The organism is Streptomyces sp. NPDC001056 (assembly GCF_053598955.1).
The window spans coordinates 15,907-36,647 of record NZ_JBSFLI010000044.1; the positions used below are offsets into that span (position 1 = coordinate 15,907).

Annotated in this window: 21 protein-coding genes; 8 read left to right on the forward strand and 13 right to left on the reverse strand. The window is 73.4% G+C overall.

Features of this window, described 5'->3' with window-relative positions; translation table 11 throughout:
- Position 1: 1 nt before the first annotated feature.
- From asnB to ACWDD7_RS33640, 4 genes are read left to right on the forward strand one after another with little or no spacing between them, the layout of a single operon-like run.
- Entirely contained in the window at positions 2-1,972 is a 1,971-nt protein-coding gene (gene asnB, locus ACWDD7_RS33625; RefSeq protein WP_450460173.1) for an asparagine synthase (glutamine-hydrolyzing), read from the forward strand.
- Entirely contained in the window at positions 1,969-3,018 is a 1,050-nt protein-coding gene (locus tag ACWDD7_RS33630) for a PrpF domain-containing protein (RefSeq protein WP_450460174.1), read from the forward strand. The genes asnB and ACWDD7_RS33630 overlap by 4 nt, the downstream gene beginning before the upstream one ends.
- Positions 2,997-4,133: an acyl-CoA dehydrogenase family protein gene (locus ACWDD7_RS33635; protein WP_450460175.1), complete on the forward strand. Its 1,137-nt coding sequence runs from the start codon at positions 2,997-2,999 to the stop codon at positions 4,131-4,133. The genes ACWDD7_RS33630 and ACWDD7_RS33635 overlap by 22 nt, the downstream gene beginning before the upstream one ends.
- Positions 4,124-5,512 carry a dihydroorotase gene (locus ACWDD7_RS33640; protein WP_450460176.1) on the forward strand — a complete coding sequence of 463 codons (1,389 nt, stop codon included), beginning with the start codon at positions 4,124-4,126 and terminating at the stop codon, positions 5,510-5,512. Before ACWDD7_RS33635 ends, ACWDD7_RS33640 begins: the two co-directional genes overlap by 10 nt.
- 130 nt (positions 5,513-5,642) lie before the next feature.
- Here ACWDD7_RS33640 and ACWDD7_RS33645 read toward each other — a convergent pair whose 3' ends face one another.
- Both ACWDD7_RS33645 and ACWDD7_RS33650 read right to left on the reverse strand, forming a co-directional pair.
- Entirely contained in the window at positions 5,643-6,611 is a 969-nt protein-coding gene (locus ACWDD7_RS33645) for a GNAT family N-acetyltransferase (protein WP_450460177.1), read from the reverse strand.
- Between the two features lie 82 nt (positions 6,612-6,693).
- Positions 6,694-7,305, reverse strand: a complete 612-nt coding sequence (locus ACWDD7_RS33650; protein ID WP_450460178.1) for a cation transporter — start codon at positions 7,303-7,305, stop codon at positions 6,694-6,696.
- Positions 7,306-7,515: 210 nt separating this feature from the next.
- Here ACWDD7_RS33650 and ACWDD7_RS33655 point away from each other — a divergent pair, with 210 nt between their 5' ends.
- Positions 7,516-7,950 (forward strand): winged helix-turn-helix transcriptional regulator, encoded by a 435-nt coding sequence (locus ACWDD7_RS33655; protein WP_351870817.1) that lies wholly within the window; start codon positions 7,516-7,518, stop codon positions 7,948-7,950.
- Positions 7,951-8,344: 394 nt separating this feature from the next.
- Here the strand turns inward: ACWDD7_RS33655 and ACWDD7_RS33660 are convergent, their stop codons facing one another.
- From ACWDD7_RS33660 to ACWDD7_RS33685, 6 genes are all read right to left on the reverse strand, one after another.
- Entirely contained in the window at positions 8,345-9,004 is a 660-nt protein-coding gene (locus ACWDD7_RS33660) for an MSMEG_1061 family FMN-dependent PPOX-type flavoprotein (protein ID WP_351870820.1), read from the reverse strand.
- A 240-nt stretch (positions 9,005-9,244) separates the two neighbouring features.
- A complete protein-coding gene (locus ACWDD7_RS33665) occupies positions 9,245-10,189 on the reverse strand; it encodes a 3-carboxyethylcatechol 2,3-dioxygenase (protein WP_450460179.1) in 945 nt (314 codons plus the stop codon).
- Positions 10,186-11,892 (reverse strand): bifunctional 3-(3-hydroxy-phenyl)propionate/3-hydroxycinnamic acid hydroxylase MhpA, encoded by a 1,707-nt coding sequence (gene mhpA / locus ACWDD7_RS33670; RefSeq protein WP_450460180.1) that lies wholly within the window; start codon positions 11,890-11,892, stop codon positions 10,186-10,188. Before mhpA ends, ACWDD7_RS33665 begins: the two co-directional genes overlap by 4 nt.
- 21 nt (positions 11,893-11,913) lie before the next feature.
- Positions 11,914-12,774 (reverse strand): alpha/beta fold hydrolase, encoded by an 861-nt coding sequence (locus ACWDD7_RS33675; RefSeq protein WP_351870828.1) that lies wholly within the window; start codon positions 12,772-12,774, stop codon positions 11,914-11,916.
- A 113-nt stretch (positions 12,775-12,887) separates the two neighbouring features.
- Positions 12,888-13,568 (reverse strand): IclR family transcriptional regulator, encoded by a 681-nt coding sequence (locus ACWDD7_RS33680; protein ID WP_450460181.1) that lies wholly within the window; start codon positions 13,566-13,568, stop codon positions 12,888-12,890.
- A gap of 59 nt (positions 13,569-13,627) precedes the next feature.
- Entirely contained in the window at positions 13,628-14,377 is a 750-nt protein-coding gene (locus ACWDD7_RS33685) for an IclR family transcriptional regulator (protein WP_351870833.1), read from the reverse strand.
- A 72-nt stretch (positions 14,378-14,449) separates the two neighbouring features.
- Here ACWDD7_RS33685 and ACWDD7_RS33690 point away from each other — a divergent pair, with 72 nt between their 5' ends.
- The 3 genes from ACWDD7_RS33690 to dmpG are packed head-to-tail and all read left to right on the forward strand — an operon-like array spanning position 14,450 to position 17,255.
- Positions 14,450-15,286: a 2-keto-4-pentenoate hydratase gene (locus tag ACWDD7_RS33690; RefSeq protein WP_450460182.1), complete on the forward strand. Its 837-nt coding sequence runs from the start codon at positions 14,450-14,452 to the stop codon at positions 15,284-15,286.
- Entirely contained in the window at positions 15,283-16,245 is a 963-nt protein-coding gene (locus tag ACWDD7_RS33695) for an acetaldehyde dehydrogenase (acetylating) (RefSeq protein ID WP_351870838.1), read from the forward strand. The genes ACWDD7_RS33690 and ACWDD7_RS33695 overlap by 4 nt, the downstream gene beginning before the upstream one ends.
- Positions 16,242-17,255 (forward strand): 4-hydroxy-2-oxovalerate aldolase, encoded by a 1,014-nt coding sequence (gene dmpG / locus ACWDD7_RS33700; RefSeq protein WP_351870841.1) that lies wholly within the window; start codon positions 16,242-16,244, stop codon positions 17,253-17,255. Before ACWDD7_RS33695 ends, dmpG begins: the two co-directional genes overlap by 4 nt.
- Before the next feature lie 27 nt (positions 17,256-17,282).
- Here the strand turns inward: dmpG and ACWDD7_RS33705 are convergent, their stop codons facing one another.
- From ACWDD7_RS33705 to ACWDD7_RS33725, 5 genes are read right to left on the reverse strand one after another with little or no spacing between them, the layout of a single operon-like run.
- Positions 17,283-17,465, reverse strand: coding sequence for a rubredoxin (locus tag ACWDD7_RS33705; protein ID WP_285556240.1), 183 nt, complete (start codon positions 17,463-17,465; stop codon positions 17,283-17,285).
- Entirely contained in the window at positions 17,462-18,349 is an 888-nt protein-coding gene (locus ACWDD7_RS33710) for an alpha/beta fold hydrolase (RefSeq protein ID WP_450460183.1), read from the reverse strand. Before ACWDD7_RS33710 ends, ACWDD7_RS33705 begins: the two co-directional genes overlap by 4 nt.
- Positions 18,346-19,449 carry a fatty acid desaturase gene (locus ACWDD7_RS33715; RefSeq protein WP_351870847.1) on the reverse strand — a complete coding sequence of 368 codons (1,104 nt, stop codon included), beginning with the start codon at positions 19,447-19,449 and terminating at the stop codon, positions 18,346-18,348. Before ACWDD7_RS33715 ends, ACWDD7_RS33710 begins: the two co-directional genes overlap by 4 nt.
- Positions 19,450-19,471: 22 nt before the next feature.
- Positions 19,472-19,753, reverse strand: coding sequence for an acyl carrier protein (locus ACWDD7_RS33720; RefSeq protein ID WP_351870850.1), 282 nt, complete (start codon positions 19,751-19,753; stop codon positions 19,472-19,474).
- Between the two features lie 43 nt (positions 19,754-19,796).
- Positions 19,797-20,738 carry an acyl-CoA desaturase gene (locus ACWDD7_RS33725; RefSeq protein WP_450460184.1) on the reverse strand — a complete coding sequence of 314 codons (942 nt, stop codon included), beginning with the start codon at positions 20,736-20,738 and terminating at the stop codon, positions 19,797-19,799.
- Between the last annotated feature and the right edge of the window lie 3 nt (positions 20,739-20,741).

Here is a 20,741-nt window from a genome sequence, read left to right on the forward strand (position 1 = left end):
CATGTGCCGCATCCACGGACAGTTCAACACCCCCACCCGCCCGCACGAGCTGACGGCCGCCTCCGCCGCCCAGCACCACGGCGGCCCCGACGCCCAGACGACGGCGACGGGACCCGCCTGGGCGCTGGGCAGCAACCGGCTCGCCGTCATGGACCCCCACGGCGGCACCCAGCCCTACCGGCTCGGCCCCCACATCACCGTCGTCTTCAACGGCGAGATCTACAACCACACCGACCTGCGCACCCGCCTGCGCGCCCGCGGCCACCACATCCCCGGCCACTGCGACGGCTCCGTCCTGCCCGCCCTCTACGCCGAGTACGGAACCGCCTTCACCGACCACCTCGACGGCATGTACGCCATCGCCGTCGTCGACACCCGCCACGAGCCCACCCTCGTCCTCGCCGTCGACGACATGGGCATGAAACCCCTCTACTACCAGCACGACCCCCGCACGGGACGGATCACCTTCGCCTCCGAACTGCCCGCCCTGCTCGCCTTCGACCAGGTCACCGCACGAGTGTGGGAACCGGGCCTGGAGGAGTACCTCGCCACCAAGACCCCCTTCGGCGAGCAGACCATGTTCGAGGACATCCACGTCATGCCCCCGGCGAGCACCCTCATCGCCACCCCCACCAGGCGCCCCCGCCTCATCCGCCGCACCACCACCCCCGACCCCGTCGACGTGCCGCTGCACACCGCCGCCGACGACCTGCTGACCCGGCTGCGCCACCAGGTACACCGCCTGCTGCGCGCCGACGTCCCCGTCGCCGCCGTCGTCAGCGGCGGCCTGGACTCCAGCCTGATCGCCGCCCTCGCCGCCGAAGCCCACCCCGCCCTGCACACCTTCACCATCGGCTACCAGGGCGGCCCCTGGCCCGGCGACGAACGCCACTTCGCCCGCAAGGTCGCCCACCGCATCGGCGCCCACCACCACGAGGTCGACATCGACCCCGCCGCCTTCCCCGACCTGCTGCCCGACGTCGTCCACCACCTCGGACAGCCCAACGCCGACCCGATCACCCTCTCCTCCCTCGCCCTGTTCCGCCACATCCGCGACGCCGGCTTCACCGTCGCCCTCACCGGGGACGCCGCCGACGAACTCCTCGCCGGCTACGACCGCGTCACACACGCCCTGCGCACACCCGCGCACCACCCCTGGGCCGCCGGATACGCCGACGCCCTGGCCGCCGTCCCCCAGACCCTGCGCGAGGAGCTGTACCGCGCCGACTACCGGGCCTTCGTCCGCGACCGCGGCCCCGCCACCCAGCGCCTGGCCCGCCGCCTGGCCACCGCCGGCGGCGAACGCCTGCACACCCTCACGGAATTCGAGACAGGCACCCGCATGCCCGCCTACCACCTGCGGCGCGTCGACCACATGTCCATGGCCGCCGCCGTCGAAGTACGCCTGCCCTACTGCCAGCCCGCCGTCCAGCAGTACGCCCGCGCCCTGCCCGCCGCCCTGAAAGTCACCGCACAGCGCGGCAAACACGTCCTGCACACCGCCGCCGGCGGCCTGCTGCCCCGCGCGGTCCTCGACCGCCCCAAACAGCCCTTCACCCTGCCCGTGACCGCCATGCTCCGCCCCGGCACACCCCTGTTCGCCCACGCCCGCGACATCCTGTCCACCACCCGCCTGCGCCAGGACGGCCGGCTCGAACCCGCCCGCGTCCAGCGGCTGTTCACCGAGCAGACCGAACAGCCCTGCGACCGGACGGCCCTGGCGATCTGGGCCCTGCTGGTCCACCAGCTGTGGCTCGACCGCTTCCTCACCACCCCCAGCACCACCCCCAGCACCGCCCCCAGCACCGACCCGAGCACGGGCCCGAGCACGGACCCGAGCACGGACCCGAGCACTGACCCGAGCACGGACACGAGCACGGACACGAGCACGGACACGGGCGCGGGCGGGAGCGTGGTGGCGGCGGCGGGGGCGGGGGCGGGCAGGACAGCCGACCAGGAGACCACCGGGTGATCGGATACCTCGCACACACCGAAGGCGCCCCCTGCCCCACCCTCGTCCTGCCCACCGGCACCCCCCTCGACGACGGGCCCGCCCTCGGCGCCGCACTCACGGCCGCACGGGACTGGCTGACCCGCACCGGCCGCACCCAGGTCATGAAGATCGCCTTCGTGGCCCCCTCCCGCCACCCGCTGGCCGACCTGGAGTTCCGCTTCGTGCAGTGCCTGCCCGGCGACGGCTTCGACACCGCCGGCAACTGCGGCCACTCCCTCGCCTGCGCCACCCTCGTCGCCAGGAAACAGGGCCTCACCCCCCTCCCGCCGGGCGAACCGGTCCGGGTACACGTCACCAACAACGACGCCCACGTCGTCTGCGAGACCGACCGGACCCTGCACCACGAGTCCGAACTGAGCCTCCACTTCGTCCACACCCCCGCCCCGCTCCTCGGCAGCCTCCTGCCGACCGGCAACCCGGTGGACGAACTCACCGCCGGCCCCCGCACCCTGCCCGCCTCCCTCGTCACGGCAGGCAACCCCTACGTCTTCGTCGACGCCCGGGACCTGGACCTGCCCGACCGCCAAGCCCTCTTCACCGCCGGCGACACCGTCCTGCAAGAACTGCGCGCCCTGCGCGCCGCAGCGGCCGAACTCCTCGGCCGGCCCCCCACCGGCGCCTTCCCCAAGATCGCCGCCATCGGCGCCTACGGGCCCGGCCCCCTCGCCGTACGGGCCCTGTCGGTACCCGCCTGGCACCCCACCCTCGCCCTGACCGGCGCCGTCTGCCTGGCCGTCGCCGTCACCCTCACCGGCACCCTCCCCGCCCGGCTCACCCCCCACCACACCGCTGCGGACCGGCGCGGACGCCGTATCGAACTGCACTCACCCGGAGGCCCCCGGACCGTCACCGTGACCACCACCGACACCCCGGCCGGCCCCGCCCTCACCCGCACCAGCGTGCACGGCAAACGCGCCCGCATCCTCACCGGCCCGCTCCACATCCCCACCGCCCTCCACGAGACACGCAAGGAGGCCGACCTGTGCCTGCCGCCACGGACCTGAACCCCCTCGCCTCACGCACCCACCTCGCCGACCACTACGCCGACCTGCTCACCACCCTGAACACCCACGCCGCCGAAGCCGACCACCACGCACGCCTGCCCGCCCCCGTCCTGGACGCCCTGCGCACCAGCGGCATCCTGGCCACCGCGATCCCCCGCGAACACGGCGGCCACGACGGCGGCGCCCCCCTGGTGAACCGCCTGACCGAACTGATCGCCGAGGCCGACCCCTCGGTGGCGATCATCCTGTTCCAGCACTGGGCCGTCAGCACCCGCATCACCGAATGGGCGACAGCCACACAGCGCGAACGCTGCCTGCCCCGCCTCGCCGACGGCCGCTGGCTCGCCGCCTCCGCCTGGAGCGAACAGGGCGCCGGCGCCGACAAACGCACCATCCGCACCACGGCCGTCCGCGTCCCCGGCGGCTGGCGCCTGGACGGCACCAAGGCGTTCACCACCGGCGCCGGACTGGCCGACCTCTACCTCGTCCTCGCCCAGAGCGCACCCCCCTCCCGCACCGACACCGCCTACGGCAGCGACGGCCAGACCTTCTTCCTCGTCGAAGCCGACCGCCCCGGCCTCACCGCCCACGCGAGCATGGACCTCGTCGGCATGCGCGCCTCCGCCACCGGCACCGTCGAACTACGCGCCTGCACCGTCCCCGACGACGCCGTCCTCGGCCCCGAGGGCAAGGCCGCCGACATCATCCGCGGCGTCCGCGAGACCGGCGCGAGCCTCGGCGCGGTCGCCGCCGGCATCGCCGAATCCGCCTACCGGCTCGCCCGCGACCACACCCGACGACACGGCGCACCCACCCGGGAGGCCGTACGCCACCGCCTCGCCGACCTCGCCGCCCGCGTCGCCCAGGCCCGGGCCATCGTCGACAGCGCCGGCCGCCGCGACACCCCCGACCCCGGAACCCTCACCCTGCACAGCAAACTCGCCGCCTCCGCCCTCGCCGAAGAAGCCTGCCTGGAAGCCCAGCGCCTCATCGGCAGCGCCGCCTTCCTGCGCGGCCACCCCGTCAACCGGATCAGCCGCGACGCCCGCGCCGTCGCCCTGATGGGCCCCACCAACGACCTGTGCCGAGAGCTGGTGACCACCCCATGGAACTGACCACCGCGCACCCGCGGCCCTACGACCTCGTCATCGAAGGCGGCCGCCTCGTCACCCCCGACGGCGTCCGCGCCGCGACCCTCGCCGTCCACGCCGGCCGCATCGCCGCCCTCCTCCCACCCCACACCCCCACCCGGGCCGCCACCCGCATCCAGGCCGCCGGCCGCCACGTCCTGCCCGGACTCATCGACTCCCACGTCCACTTCCGCACCCCCGGCCTGACCCACAAGGAGGACTGGGCCCACGGCAGCAGAGCCGCCGCGGCCGGCGGCGTGACCACCGTCATCGACATGCCCAACACCCGCCCGCCCCTGCACAGCACCCAGGCCGCCCACGCCAAGGCCGACCTCATCAAGGGCACCTCCCTCGTCGACTACCGCTTCCACATGGGCGTCGCCCCCCACACCCTCGGCGAACTCGCCGACCTCGACCCGCGCGTCGCCACCTCCGTCAAGGTGTTCATGGCCGGCCACCACACCGCCCCCGACGTCATCCACGACCCCGCCACCCTCGACCGGATCTTCGCCACGGCCGCCGACCGCGACCTGCGCGTGGTCCTGCACGCCGAGGACAACACCGTCTTCCGCCTCCTCGACGACTACCTCGGCACCCCCCGCACCTACCGCGACTACGAAACGCACCGCCCCCGCAGCGGCGCCCTCATCGCCGTCGCCCGCGTCCTCGACCTCGTACGCGCCCACGGCACCCGCGCCCACATCCTGCACGTCTCCTCCGCCGAGGAATGCGACCTGCTCGCCGCCGCCCGCCACGCCGGCCTGCCCGTCACCTTCGAAACCACCCCCCACCACCTCTCCTTCACCCACCACGACACCCGGCGCACCGGCGCCCGCACCCGCATCAGCCCCGCCATCCGCACCCAGGCCGACCAGGACCGCCTCTGGCACGCCCTGACCACCGGCGAACTGGCCACCATCGGCTCCGACCACGCCCCCCACACCATCGAGGAGAAGACCCGCCCGCCCGCCGACGCACCCCCCGGCCTGCCCGGCGTCCAGGAACTGCTGCCCGTCGTCCTCACCGGCCTGCGCCGCCGCCTGCCCGACCACCCCCTCGACGACCTCCTCACCCTCATCGCCGCCGCCTGCGCCGCCCGCCCCGCCGAACTCTTCGGCCTCGCCGCCCGCAAAGGCCGCATCGCCCCCGGCCACGACGCCGACCTCGTCGTCCTCGACACCGACGCCACCTGGTGCCCGACCCCCGACACCATCCGCTCCAAATGCGGCTGGTCGGCCTACGAAGGCTGGACCCTCACCGGCCGCCCCGAGATCACCGTCCGCCGCGGCGAGATCATCTTCGACCACGCGAGCGGCCGCTTCGGCTCCGCCACCGGCGAATGGCTCGACCCCACCACCCCCTGACCGGCCCCACCACCCCCGCGACCACCCCCGGGCAGCGGCCCGCACCCCACGCCGCCCCCGCCCGCCCCCCGCGGCCATGGACCCGGACCCCCGCCCACGCCGGCGGCACCCCCCGTATCCGCCCCTCCGGCTACGGACGCGAGCGCCCGCAAGCGCCCCGCGCGAAGTCGTACGTCGCCCAGCCGGTCACCCGCACGAATCCGAGGCGCTGGTAGAGGGCGTTGCTCGTCGGGTCGGCCGCGTTCGCGAACAGCACCACCTCCTCCGCGCCCGCGGCCAGCGCCGCCCGGCTCACCTCGGCCGTCACCGCCCCCGCGAAGCCGCGCCCGCGGAAGCGGGCCGGGGTGTAGACGGGATCCACCTGGGCCACCCCGGCGATCCGCGGTTTCCTCCCCGCCATGGAGACCGGCGTGCCGTCCGGCAGCTCCCAGAACGTGTACCGCTTCCCGGCGAACCGCGTCCCCGCCCACGTGGTGGCGTCGATGGTCACGTCCTCCCCGACATCCGCCGCGAACCGACGGCACCATCTCATCAGCCGTTCCCGGTCGCCCTCGCCCACGGGCCGCCCCCGCCCCGCCGGGGCCGGCCGCGGCGGCGCGAGCTCCCCGAGCCGGTACAGGCACAGCCGCACACCGAGTGCCGCCGTCACCCCCGCGTGCCGCCGCCACGCCGCCGCGAACGCGGCGGCGGTGTCCTGGTCCGCGCTGACGTAGGGGAACGCGTACCCGAGGCCGGCCAGCCGGGCGGCCAGGCCGTCGGCCTGGGCGGGGGTCAGGGCAGTGAGCCCGATGCCCCGGGAGGGCAGATGGTAGAACGTCGCACCGACCTCACCCGCCCGCTCCAGCCACCCGAACACCGGAGCCGCAGCCCGCACCCCGGGCCCCCGTGCCCCGGACACGGGGGCCTGTGCCCCGGACACGGGGGCCTGTGCCCCGGGCGTGGGGGCCCGCGTGCCGTCCGGGGCCGCCTTTCGTGCCCGGAGCCCTTCGAACACGCCCAGCGTCACGATGTGCCGCACGGGCCGCGAACGCAGGAACGTGCCGGTGCGGGCGAGGAGGCCGTCGGCGTCTTCGGTGAGGTGCCAGTCGTCCGGGCGCATGCTTCACTCTCTCCGGCCACCCCGCCCCGCGGGAAGACCCCCATGTCCGCGGGGTGGCGGGTTCCGCACGGGACCGTGCCCGTCAGCGGTGCGCCCCGGGATCTTCCCCGAAGACCTCCTTGACCTCGCGGACCGCGTAGTACACCAGCACATAGCCGGCGGCCGGGTCCGCCCACCACAGACCGGCTTGAGCGTTGAGAACCAGACCGAGGAGCACCGCGGCGGCCAGCAGCCCGTCGATCAGGGTGACCCGGCCCTCCGTCCTCAGCACCGGATTGTCCAGCGCGGCACCGGTACGGGCCTTGCCGAAGGCCAGAGCGAACATCACCACCGCGGTCACCGCCGTCCACCCGATCCCCAGCGGCGAGTGACGCGGACGCCACCCGCCGGCCAGGACCCACGTCGACTGCACCAGCAGATACACCGCCAGCAGGGCGAAACCGGCACCGATCAGCCGCAGGGCACGGCGCTGCCGCTTTCCGCCGGTGCCGGACAGCTCCCAGATCACCACCGTCGACGCGCCGATCTCGATCAGGGAGTCCAGCCCGAACCCGGCCAGTGCCACCGACCTCGCCGCGACCGCGGCCACGGCCAGCACGACGATGCCGGCCACGTTCCAGCCCAAGGTCACGTACTCCAGCACGAAGCCCCGGCGCAGCAAGAACACGCGGCTGTGCTCGTTCACGTCGCTCACCGCAGGAGTCTCCCCGTACTTCCCGCACGGCAAGCCGGTCCGGGAACACCACCGGCGCGCCTCGCGCGGGCAGCCGGTCCAGCGCAGCACGGCGGCCGCGGGCGGCCCGACGGCAGCGCCACCCGCGCGGCGCCGGAAGACCGCCCCCCAGATATCCTCGCAGCCGAACACACCGGCCGCGCTGAGGGACAAGGTGGGGAAGAAGACGCCATGCCGCCCCGGGAATGCTCCATCACCGACACCCTGAACCTCGTGGGGGAGCGCTGGAGCCTCCTCGTCGTACGCGAACTCAGCCACGGCGTACGGCGGTTCGAGGGGATCGCCCGTAACACCGGGGCGCCGCGCGACATCCTCACCGCCCGGCTGCGCAAGCTGGAGGCCACGGGCATCGTCCGCCGCGAGCCCTACAGCGAGCATCCCCCGCGCTACGAGTACCACCTCACCGACGCGGGCGCGGAACTCAACGACGTCCTGCTCACCCTCATGGCCTGGGGCGACCGGCATCTGAACGCCGAGGACCCGCCGATGCGCCTGCAGCACGCCTGCGGCCACCGCTTCCAGGCCGCCGTCGTCTGCGCCCACTGCGGCGGATCGGCCCGCGAACAGCTCCACTCGCCCTCCGGCCGGGGCGTCGTCGCCGGCTGAGGAACGGGCGTCGAGACCGGCGGGCCGCTTTCCGCGGGGCCGGGGCACCGCCGTGCGGCCGGCACCGCGCCAGCGTGAGGGACAGGCCCTGCGGGCGTGCGGCGGCCGGCTCACGCGCCCGTCGCCCGGCGCACCGCGGTCGGCCGCCGCGAGCAGCAGAGCCGGCCCCGCCCCCGCCCGGGCAGCGCCCGCACGTTTGCCGCCGCGGCGGCCGCCCGGCGGCCAGGACGCACGAGGGACGGTGCCCGTGCATGCGTCGTCGTCCACGGCCCGAAGGGGCGGACGCGCGGGGCCGTCCAGCAGGAGTACGCGGCGGTGAGGGTCGGGAGGGGCAAGGGCCCGGCGAGGACCGGGCGGAGCCCCGCTCGTCGTCCGCCGGGGCAGGAACTGTCCGTCACTCGTACCGGTACTTCAGCGAATCCGCCTCCGCCTGCTCGACGTCGGCGATCGTCAGCTCCGGCATCCGCAGCTGGGCCAGTGTCACCTCGGCCGAGGTCGGCTGGGCGCCGGCCGGCAGCCACTGCTGCGGCTTCCAGGCCCCGCTGCGCAGGAGCGACTTGGGGCAGTGCGGGTAGACCTCCTCGATTCCCAGCACCAGCGCGCTGGCCGGCGGCCTGCCCACGGCGGTCAGCCGCGACAGCAGCTCGGGGCGGGTGGAGACGCAGGCTCGGCCGTTCACCCGGAGCGTGGTGGGGCGTCCCGGGACGACGAACAGCAGCCCGGCCCGTCCGGTGGCGACGACGTTCTCCAGGGTGTCCAGGCGCTTGTTGCCGGTCGCGTCCGGTATCGCCACCGTCCGCGCGTCCAGGACGGACACGAACCCGGCGGGACCGCCGCGCGGGGACACGTCGCAGTGGCCCTCGGCGTCCGCGCTGGCGATGAGGACCAGCGACGAGCAGCCGATCAACCGCCGGGTCTGCTCGGTGAGTTCGCTCATCTGCTTGCGCACGGCCGCGGCGCCGGGCAGTGCGTAGGCCCGGCGCAGCGCCTCCGGGTCGCGCACGGCGTCGAGGCGGAGCGAGTCGAATGCACTGCCGGCAAGGAGTGACGTCATGCCCCGACCCTAACGGCCGGTCCACGGCCGGTCCCGGCCGGTGCGTGCGGGGACATTCCGTGCGTGCGGACCGGGCGCGCGCGCCCGTCTCCCGTCCCGCCCGGTGCGGGCTGCCGCGCTGGTGCTGGGGGACGGGCAGCGCTCAAGAGGCCGTCCCCGTCCCCGCCCCGGGCCTCGCGGACACCGCGCGCGGGCGGGTACGCGGTGCCGGTCCCGCGCGGCGGCCCGGGGCGTTCTCGGTCAGGGCCTGGTGCGGGCCGTCATGACGCCGAAGCCGGCGATGTACTCCCGGATGGGCCGGTAGAACTCGTAAGCGACGTCGTAGGGTCCCGCGGCGCCGAGGGCGGCGAACGCGGCGATCCAGGTGCGGACCTCGTGGGAGGAGTTGCCGGCGTCCTCGGCCATGTGCTCGGGGGTCATGGCGTCGAGCGGGGTGAGGTCGCCGGAGGCGAGCGTCGCCATCAGGGCCCGGTCCCAGGCGGGGTTGAGGTCCCGGATGGCGGCCGTGCCCGCGGCGAAGGCGGCCGCCGTGTCGATGACCCGCTGCTGCCGGGCGTCGCGGGCCGCGGCCGTGGGGTGCCTGCCGTCCAGGAGCAGGGCGCGGGCACCCTCGTCGGCGGTGGCCCACTGCGGGACCGGCGGGTCGTGGGAGAGGCCGCCGGAGCCGATGACGAGCACCCGTTCGCCCCCGAGCGCGGCGAGGTAGGAGCCGATCGTCTCGCCGAGGCGGCGGATGCGGCGCATGTTCACGAACGGCCGGGCCACGCCGTTGACGAAGACCGGGACGGTGGGCACGGCGTCGAGGGCGCCGAAGAGGATCTCCAGCGGCTGGACCGCGCCGTGGTCGACCTCCATGCGGCGGGAGATCGCCACGTCGACGTCGCGTTCGGCGACCCACTGGGCCAGTTCCTCGGCGCGCGCCGCGGGCACGTCCAGCGGGCCCCGCGCGGTGCCGTAGTCGCCGACTCCGAGGGCCTGGTAGCCGATGCAGAACGGCGGCATCAGGTCGTAGAAGAAGCCGTTGTAGTGGTCGGGGGCGAAGGAGACGACCAGGGTGGGGTCGTAGTCCTCGGCGAAGGCGCGGGCGGCGGCGAAGGCGCCCTGGACGGCCTCGGTGACCTCGGCGGGCGGGTTCGCGTAGGCCAGCAGGGGGCTGTGCGACATGGTGACGAGGGCGAGGCTCATGCCCGGTCTCCTTCGGCGGTGAGCGATGCCGCCCGGGCGACGGCGGCCAGGGCCCGCGGGGCCTGCTGGGTGAGGCAGGCGGCGGCCACGAAACGGTCGGGGCGCAGGATGACCAGGCCGCAGGCGCGGGCGTCGAACCAGTTCTTCAGGGCCCCGTCCGGGTCGCCGACGACGGTGACCGGCGCGGGGGAGGCGGCGTAGCGCTTCTCGGCCCAGGCGCGCTGGGTCTCCGGCATGAAGGAGACCAGGCGGATGCGGTGGCGGCGCACGAGCGCGAGGTCGGCGGGGGAGAGGAACGCGGTCGGGTCGGTGCCCCAGGTGGCGAGGGTCCACCAGGGTCCGGTGACCTCGTCGAGCAGGACGCCGGTGGCGGCGGCGGTGTTGACGCGCGGCTGGATGAACTGCAGTCCGACGGGGGACAGCCGGCCCGCCGAGTCCGTGAACGGCGCCAGGCGGCCGTGCTTGAACCCGGGGCGCGCCCTGCCGGGGGTGAGGGTGGCCTGGTCGGCGACCACGCCGGTGTCGTAGCGGGGCATGGGCTTGAAGCGCAGTTCGGTGAAGTACGACTTCCACTTCGGCACGAGGTTGAGTGCCGCGGCGCACGCGTCGCGCAGCCGGCCCGCGAAGCGGCCCATCTTCATGACCGTGCCGGCGGCCATGTTCACGTCGATCATGTCGCAGGCGTGCTTGCGGCGTTCCTGGGTGTAGGTGTCCAGGAGGGCGTCGCCGGCGTCGCCGCCGAGGACGGCGGTGAGTTTCCAGGCGAGGTTGGTGGCGTCGCGGATGCCGGAGTTCCAGCCCTGGCCGAGCCAGACCGGCATCAGGTGGGCGGCGTCGCCGGCCAGGAAGACACGGCCCTTGCGGAAGTCGGTGGCCACGCGGCCGTGGTGGGTGAAGGTGCGCCGGTTGATGACCGTGAGCGCGGCCGGGTCGGGGACGTGCCGCGCGAGCAGGGCGTGCAGGAACGCGGGGTCGTCGACGCGTTCGGTGGGCTCGTCGTCGTGGAGCATGAACTCCCAGCGGCGCACGCCCTGCGGCAGGCCGATGGACACGTACGGGCGGCGCGGGTCGGCGCCGAGGTAGACCGAGGGGGTGCCGACGGGGTCGTTCTCCACGTCGATGACCACCCAGCGGGTGGAGGGCGAGCGGCCCTCGAAGCCGACGCCCATCCACTTGCGGGTGAAGGAGCTGCCGCCCTCGCAGCCGACGGCGTAGCGGGCGGTGACGGTGACCGTCCCGGCGGCCTCCCCGCCCGCGTCGAGCCGCTCGGCGGTGACCGTGACGTGGTCGCCGTGGTCGTGCAGGTCCACGACCCGGTGGCCGAAGCGCAGGCAGGCGTCGGGGAACCGGCCGAGTCCGGCGGCCAGTTCCCGGTCGACGAGCGGCTGGATGAAGCCGTGCTTGCGCGGGTGGCCGAACTCCTGCGTCCTCGGGTCGTTGGTGGCCAGCACCCGGCCCGCGCCGTTGACCAGCCGGACCACGTGGTGCGGGACGGTGTAGGGCTGGACCTGCTGCCACAGGCCCGCCGTGCACAGGGTGCGCACGGACTCGTCGTCGAGTCCGACGCCCCTCGGGTAGTCGATGAGCTCGTGGCGGGCCTCAAGCACGGTGACGCGGTGGCCGCGCACGCCGATGAGGTTGGCGAGGGTGAGGCCGACCGGGCCGGCCCCGACGACAACGACGTCGGTGTCGTAGGTGGTCATGGAAGTACGGTCCGATCGGGTTCAGTTGTGCGACAGGAAGCCGGTGACGAGGCGGTTGAACTCGGCGGCGTGCTCGATCATCGCCCAGTGGCCGCAGCGGTTGAGCAGCACCAGCCGCGAGTCGGGGATGTTCGCCAGCAGCCACAGGCTGATCTCGTAGGGCAGGACCCGGTCGTCCTTGCCGTGGATCAGCAGGGTCGGCACCCGGATGCCGGGGATCTTGTCGCGGTCGACCCGGATGGGGATCGGCGCGCCGTCGGGGAGGCCCTCGACGTAGTTCCTCAGGTGGTCGGGGCGGGCGAGCGCGGCCTGCGAACGGGCCCGGACCAGCTCCGGCGTCGCGAAGCGCTCCTTGTCGTACGTCATGATCTCGACGAGCGCCTTCATGTTCTCGACACTCGGGTCCCGGTAGGCCCGCACGAGCACCTTCAGCCCCTCGCTCGGGCCGTCGCCCGCGCCGAAGAGGGTGGCCGGGCCGCGGCCGAGCGAGGCACCCATGGTCACCAGGTGGGTGAGGCGCCCGGGGTGCAGCGTCGCGAAGCGGATCGCGGTGTGCGCGCCCATCGAGTTGCCGACGAGGGCGGCCCGCGCGAGACCGAGCGCGTCGAGGAACCCCACCAGCGCCGCATCGTGGTCCATGTCCCGCACCGCCTGCGCGTCCGAGTCGCCCCAGCCCGGCATGTCGGGCGCGACGACGCGGAATCCGGCGGCCGCGAGCTCGCCGATGTTGCCCGAGAAGTTCGACCAGCCGGTCGCGCCGGGGCCCGAGCCGTGCAGCAGGACGACGGGCGGGGCACCGGCCGCTCCGGCCTCGTAGTACCGCATACGCAGGCCCGAGGGGAGGGTGAGTTCGCGCGCCGCGGACTCCTGGGTGATGGACATGGCCTGCCTCTCCGTGCGTTATATGCACATGAGGAATCGGTATGTGCACGAGCGGGCTCATGGAACGCCCGGGACGGAACAAAAGTCAAGAGCCGCCCGCCCCCGCGCCGGCCTCAGGCCAGGTCGCCGCGCAGCCGCTCGGCCGCCGCCACCAGCGCCGGCGCCGCCCGCCCGGCGATCTCGGCACGCGAGGTGATCAGATTCAGACAGGCGGCCGGCAGCCCCTCCACCGCCACCGGCACCGCCACCCCGTACGCACCCGGCTCCACCTCGCCGAACGTCGCCGCGAAGCCGCGCTCCCGCGCCTCCGTGACGTTCGCGGCCTCACCGGGGGAGGGCGACTGCGCCGCGAGCAGCGCCACCCCCGCCGACCCCCGCCCCAGCGGATGCCGGCTGCCCGTACGGAAACTCAGCCGGTACGCCCCGCCCGGCGGCTCCACCACCGACAGGGCCACCGCCTGGCCGCCCTCGACCACCAGCAGCGACACCGTCGCACCGAGCCCGGCGGCCAGCTCGTGCAGCACCGGATCCGCGGCCGCCCGCAGCGTCGCGTGGATGCCCGCGGCGAGCGCGGCCAGCCCGGTGCCCGTGCGGTAGCGGCCGTCACCGCCACGCGTGACGAGGTGGAAGTCCGCGAGCGTCGACAGCAGCCGCGAGGCGATCGACCGGTGGACGTCCAGCGCACCGGCGACCTCCTGGATGCTCAGACCGTCACCCGCCGTGCTGACCAGTTGCAGGGCGCGCAGACCACGGGCCAGCGTCTGGGTGCCGGCGGCGCGAGAGGAATCCACCATGACACGAAGCCTAGAACGATCACCGCCACCGCCCCCGCCCGCCGCCGGGACGACGCTCCTCAGCCGCGCCGGCGCGCCAGCGTGGAACCCAGGGCCGCCGCCGCGGCACGCACCGCGGTCGCGTGCGACTCGGGACGGAAACGCCCCACCGGGCCGGTCACACTGACCGCGGCCACCACCGTCTGCCCGTCGCCCCCCAGCACCGGCGCCGCCACACACAGCAGACCCGGCGTCGACTCCTCACGCTCGAACGCCACACCCGACTCCAGCACCCGCGACAGCTGCCGGCGCAGCATGCCCGGCGCGACCACCGTACGGGGCGTACGCCGCTCCAGCGGCCCGGTCAGCACCGCGGCCCGCTCCTCCCGCGCGGCGTGGGCGAGCAGCACCTTGCCGATCGCGGTGCAGTGCACCGGCATCCGCCCGCCGGTACGCGAGGGGGCCCTGGCCTGCCGGTGCCCGCCGATCTTGGCCAGGTAGACGACCTCCCGGCCCTCACGCACCCCCAGATGCACCGTCTCGTGGGTGCGCTCGTACAGGTCCTGCAAAAACGGCATCGCCAGCTCCACCAGCGTCCGCTCGGCCGAGGCCCGCAGACCCAGCTCGAACAGCCCGCCGGAAAGCCGGTAGCCGTGCTCGCCCTTGTCGAGCAGCCGGTGGCGCACCAGGTCCGCGGCGACACGGTGCACGCTGCCCTTGGCCAGACCGGTACGCCGCACCAGCTCGGCCAGCGGCAGCACCGAGTCGGCCGGGCCGAACGCCCGCAGGATCATCAGCGCCTTGCCCAGGACGGTGTCGCGGTCCTCCATGACGAAAGAGCGTACCGCTGAGTGGAACGCCGCCATGGAGCCCGCCCCGCATCAGGGCGCAGATTGGAGCCCATGCCCCCCAACCAGCCCACCCCCGGCACCGGCCCTGCCACCGGCACCGATCCGGTCTTTGCGGCGGCGGCCCGCCTGCGCGAAGCCGCCGCCACCCACACCCCCGCCGCGCCCGTGCGCGACCTGATCGGCCGGGACGACGTCGCAACGGCCTACGCCGTGCAACGGCACCTGGCCGCCGAGCGGATCGCGGCCGGTGCGCGGGTCGTCGGCCGCAAGATCGGCCTCACCTCCACCGCCGTACAGCAACAACTCGGCGTCGACCAGCCCGACTTCGGCGTCCTCTTCGACGACATGGCCTACCCCGACGGCGCGTCCGTGCCGGCCGGCACCGTCCTGCAGCCGCGCGTCGAGGCCGAGATCGCCTTCGTCCTCGGCGCCGACCTCGCCGAGGGCCCGCTCGACGACGCCCAGGTACGCGACGCCATCGACCACGCCGTCGCCGCGATCGAGATCTGCGGCAGCCGCGTCGCCGACTGGGACATCAGCTTCGCCGACACCGTCGCCGACAACGCCTCGGCCGGCGCCTACGTCCTGGGCACCCGCCGCCTGCCGCTCACCGGCTTCGACCCCGTCACCGCCGAGATGACCATGACCGTGGACGGCGAGACCGTCTCCACCGGCACCGGCGCCGCCTGCCTGGGCGACCCCGTCACCGCCGTCGCCTGGCTCGCCCGCACGGCCCGCGACCTCGGCGACCCCCTGCGCGCCGGGCAGGTCGTCCTCTCCGGCGCCCTCGGCCCGATGCGCCCCGTCACGCCCGGCGCCGCCGTACACGCCACCGTCACCGGCCTCGGCACGGTGTCGGTCACCTTCTCCGCCAAGGGAGCACGATGAGCAGGACCAAGGTCGCCATCATCGGATCGGGCAACATCGGCACCGACCTGATGATCAAGATCATGCGGGGCGCGGAGCACCTTGAGATGGCGGCCATGGCCGGCATCGACCCCGCCTCCGACGGCCTCGCCCGCGCCCGCCGCCTCGGCTTCGAGACCACCGCCGAAGGCGTCGACGGACTGCTGAAGTCACCGCAGATCGACGAGATCGGCATCGTCTTCGACGCCACCTCGGCCGGCGCCCACCACCGCAACGACGCCGCCCTGCGCCCCCTCGGCATCCGCATGATCGACCTGACCCCGGCCGCGATCGGCCCCTACGTCGTCCCGGCGGTCAACCTCGGGGAACACCTCGACGCCCCCAACGTCAACATGGTCACCTGCGGCGGCCAGGCCACGATCCCCGTCGTCGCCGCGATCAGCCGCGTCGTCCCCGTCGCCTACGCCGAGATCGTCGCCTCGATCGCCTCCCGGTCGGCCGGCCCCGGCACCCGCGCCAACATCGACGAGTTCACCGAGACCACCTCCGCGGCGATCGTGCAGGTCGGCGGCGCCGAGCGCGGCAAGGCGATCATCATCCTCAACCCCGCCGAACCGCCGCTGATGATGCGCGACACCGTCTTCGCGCTCGCGACCCTGCCCGACGGCGAGGACGGCGAGAGCGCCAAGGCGCGGATCACCGAGTCCGTCCGCGCGATGGCCGCCGAGGTCGCCGCCTACGTCCCCGGCTACCAGCTCGTCCAGGACGTCCAGATCAGCGAGATCCCCGCCGACCAGCCCGTCGCCACCCTGCTGGCCGACGGCACCGCCGCCCGCCCCACCCACCAGGTGTCGGTGTTCCTGGAGGTCGAGGGCGCGGGCATGTACCTCCCGGCGTACGCAGGGAACCTCGACATCATGACCTCGGCCGCGGTGCGGATGGCCGAGAAGATCGCCGCCGCCAAGGAGGCCGCCAAGTGAGCACCCCGGTCTTCGTCCAGGACGTCACCCTGCGCGACGGCATGCACGCCGTCCGGCACCGCATCACCCCCGACGACGTCACCCGCATCGTCGTCGCCCTGGAGGAGGCCGGCGTCGACGCCATCGAAGTCGCCCACGGCGACGGACTCGCCGGCGGCTCCCTCAACTACGGCCCCGGCTCCCACACCGACTGGGAATGGATCGAGGCCGCCGCCTCCGTCCTGAAGCGGGCCCGCCTGACCACCCTCCTGCTGCCCGGCGTCGGCACCATCCACGAACTCCGGCACGCCTACGACCTCGGCGTCCGCTCGGTACGCGTGGCCACCCACTGCACCGAGGCCGACATCTCCGCCCAGCACATCGCCGCGGCCCGCGACCTGGGCATGGACGTCTCCGGCTTCCTGATGCTCTCCCACATGGCCGACCCCGCACAACTCGCCCGCCAGGCCAAGCTGATGGAGTCCTACGGCGCCCACTGCGTCTACGTCACCGACTCCGGCGGCCGGCTGACGATGAACGACGTCGCCGCCCGCGTACGCGCCTACCGCGACGTCCTGGACCCGGCCACCGAGATCGGCATCCACGCCCACGAGAACCTCTCGCTGTCCGTCGCCAACTCGCTGACCGCGGTCGAGCACGGCGCCCACCGCGTCGACGCCTCGCTCGCCGGACACGGCGCGGGCGCCGGCAACTGCCCCATCGAGGCGTTCATCGCGGTCGCCGACCTGTCCGGCCTCACCCACCACTGCGACCTGTTCAAGCTCCAGGATGCCGCGGACGACCTGGTCCGCCCGCTGCAGGACCGGCCCGTCCGCGTCGACCGCGAGACCCTCACCCTGGGCTACGCCGGCGTCTACTCCAGCTTCCTGCGCCACGCGGAGATCGCCGCGCGGCGCCACGACGTCGACGTCCGCGACATCCTGATGGAATGCGGCCGGCGGCGCCTGGTCGGCGGCCAGGAGGACATGATCATCGACATCGCCCTCGACCTGGCCTCCCGCCCCCGCTGACCCGGGCGCCACCCACCGGGGCGTGCCTCAGAGTTCCTCCATGACGAAGTCCTCCTTGCTCGCCCCGCACGCCGGGCACTCCCAGTCGTCGGGAATGTCCTCCCACCGGGTGCCCGGCGCGATGCCCTCCTCCGGCAGGCCGAGGGCCTCGTAGTAGACCCAGCCGCACAGCAGGCACATCCAGGCCCGCTTGCCAGGGGTGTCGCTCATACGATTCCTTCACGGTGCAGGTGCGTGTGCGGGCCCTCCCCGGCGGCCAGGTGCTGTGCGACGAACCGGGACACCAGGGACGCGACGTCCCGGGACATGAGGATGCCCATGTGCCCGCCCGTCTGGTCGACCAGACGGGCGTCCTTCAGCCCGGCCGCCACCTTCTGGGCGTCGCCGTAGGGGACCATGGCGTCGCCCGGATCGTGCAGCACCAGCGTCGGCAGATCCAGCGAGGCACCCAGAGCGACCAGGTCCCAGTGACTGACCGGCACCCCGTTACGCCGGTGCAGCTCCCCGTAGATCCCCTCCACCAGCGACCGGGTGAGCCGCAGCCCGCCGCCGTCCCAGCGCTCCAGGACGTCTCCGAGCGAGGCCGGCGGCGCGACCAGCACCGCGCACTGCGGCCTGCGGCCGGTGTGCGCGGCGACCGCGCCGATCGCCGCGATCCCGCCCAGCGAGTGCGCCACCACCACCCGCACGTCCCCGAGCGTGTCCAGGACCGCGCCGACGGACCGCGTGTACTGGGTCATCGTGGCCTGATCGCCCTTGCGGACCCCGTGCGCGGGCCCGTCGAACGCCGCCACCCGCAACCCCAGGCCGCGCAGCGGCGGGACGAGGGAGTGCATGCTGCTGCTGTTCGCCGCCCACCCGTGCACCAGCAGCGCACTGCCCTCGCTGCCGCCCTCGTTCCACGCGAACCCGTCGGTGACGTCCTCGTCGCCGCGGACCGCGAAGTGGGCCGCGCCCAGCGGCAGGACGTCGTCCGGGCGCAACCCGTAGGTCCGCGTACTGCTGAACACGTCCGTCGCCCACCGCACCGCCACGGCGGGCGCCACCGCGCCCACCGCGGTGTGCGCGTACCTGCGCAGCCGCCTGCTGATCACTGGGCGCCCTCGGTGGCACGGGACACGGCGACCTTCGGCTCCACCTTGTTGCGCGCCAGGTCCGCGTAGAACCCGGACTCGGTGTCGTAGAAGTGGAGATGACGGATGATCTCCCACATCTGCCCGAACGAGAACCGCCGTTCGCGCACCATGCCCGGATAGCGGGCCTTCAGCGTCTCCTGCGCCTTGGGCAGGTTGTAGTACGGCACCACCGGCGCCACATGGTGCGCGGTGTGGATCGAGATGTTGTGCGTCAGGAACAGCAGCCACCGCGGGTACACGTAGTCGGTGGTCACCAGCAGCCGGCTCGCGTTGCGGGTCCAGTACTCGGCCGTCAGGTACGGGATGTCACTGGCACTGTGGTGCATGAGCGTGGTGGCGCTGAACCAGGCGTGCGTCGCCAGCCACGGCGCCACGAAATAGATCAGCAGCCCGGTGAACCCGGTGAAGTACACCAGCACCGCCGCGTACGGCACGATCACCGCGGCGACGAACAGCATCGAACGCCGCACCTCGCGCCGCTGGCTCGCCTTCGGGAAGAACCCCGGACGCAGCGCCGACTCGGCCCAGTAGTTGATGGTGCCGCCCCAGAACGCCCAGGTGCGGGTGGACACGTAGACCGTCTTGTCCCACAGGGACATCCGCTCGAACATGCCCGCCGGCACCGGACGCCAGTCGGTGTCGAACTCCAGGTGGTTGGTGCTGCTGTGATGCATGTTGTGCACGTGCCGCCACGCGTGGAACGGATAGACCAGCGGCAGCAGCGACACATGCCCGATCGCGTAGTTGAACCGGCGCGAACGCGAGAAGGAACCGTGCCCGCAGTCGTGCGCGATGCAGTGCAGCCCCCACCCGCCGAGCCCCGCCACGATCCACAGCGGGATCCACAGCAGCCAGCTCGGCGCGTACGCCACGCCCACGATCGCTCCCGCGTACAGCAGCCAGCTGACCGCGAAACCGATCAGGCCCCGCCCCACACGCGGCTCGAAGTACTCCTTGGGTATCGCCCCGGCCAGGCGTTCCCCCTCCAGCTGCTCCGCCTGGCGCAGAAAGGCCCGGAAACTCTCCTCCGGCGCCGAAGGGAAGTCGAAAGCACCCATGTCCTCTTCTCCTTCCAGGCGGCTAGAGCTTGAGCTCCGCGGCGAGATACTCGGTGAGCGCGTCGATGGACTGGTACTCGTACAGCAGGCCGGGGGACAGGCGGCGCTCGATGACCTTCTCCAGGGCGCCGGAGACCTGCACGGCCACCCGCGAGTCCAGGCCGTAGGCCTCGAAGGTCTTGGCGGTGTCGATGTCCTCGCGCGGGATCTCCACGTGGACCACCAGGTAGTCGACGAGCCACTGGCGCAGCCCCTGCTCGGTCAGGGGCCCCTCAGGACGCTGGATCTTCTTCCGGTTGAACATGGGTGTGCCCTTCCTCGTCTCACAATGCGGGTACGGCCCTGAATCAGGCCGCGGTCTTCGCTTCCTGCCTGCGCCGCGCGATGGTCTCCTTGTCGGGCTCACGCAGGCTCCATACGACGCGCAGCCGGCCGAGCCCCATCAGCAGCCAGCCGCTGAGATCGGGCTCCCACCAGGTGACGCCGTGCCTAAACGAGCCGGGGAAGGCATGGTGGTTGTTCTGCAGCCCCTCGCCGAAGGTGAACACCGCGACCGGCCAGTTGTTGGCACTGCGGTCCTCGTTGTCGAAAGGCCGCCCGCCGAAGGCGTGACAGATCGAACCCACGCACCAGGCCGCCTGGTTGGCGACGAAGATCCGGGCGAGCCCGCCGAACACCAGACCGCCCAGCAGGGACATCGGAGTGCGCACGACCGCGAAGTCGACCACGGCCGGGATCGCCAGACCGAGCAGCACCCACTGCGGATAGGTCCGGTTGAAGAACATCAGCCGCCTGCTGCGCAGCACGTCCGGCCCGAACACGGTGACCTTGCTGGCCTCCGGGCTCAGCATCCACGGCATGTGCGCGTACCACAGGCCGCGCATCCGCGCCTTGAACGCCCACCCGTGCAGGTTGGGGGAGTGCGGGTCGCCCTCCTGGTCGCTGAACCGGTGATGGCGGCGGTGGGTGATGACCCAGAACATCAGCGGGCCCTGCGCACCCATCGACCCGGCGATCATCATGACCGCCTCGAAGACGGACGACGTCTTGAACGCCTTGTGCGCGAGATAACGGTGGAACCCCACCGTGATGCCGAACATGTGCACGAAGTACATGGCGGCGAACAGCCACAGATCCGTCGCGGTGTACCGCCCTGTCCACAGCAGATACCCGGCGGCCGCGGTACCGATCAGCGGCAGGGTCATGGTGGTCAGAGCGGAGAACCGCTTGATCCGCAGACTGACGGGGTCAAGCCGGACGACAGCGTTCGCGGCCGCGGTGGCGGACATCGT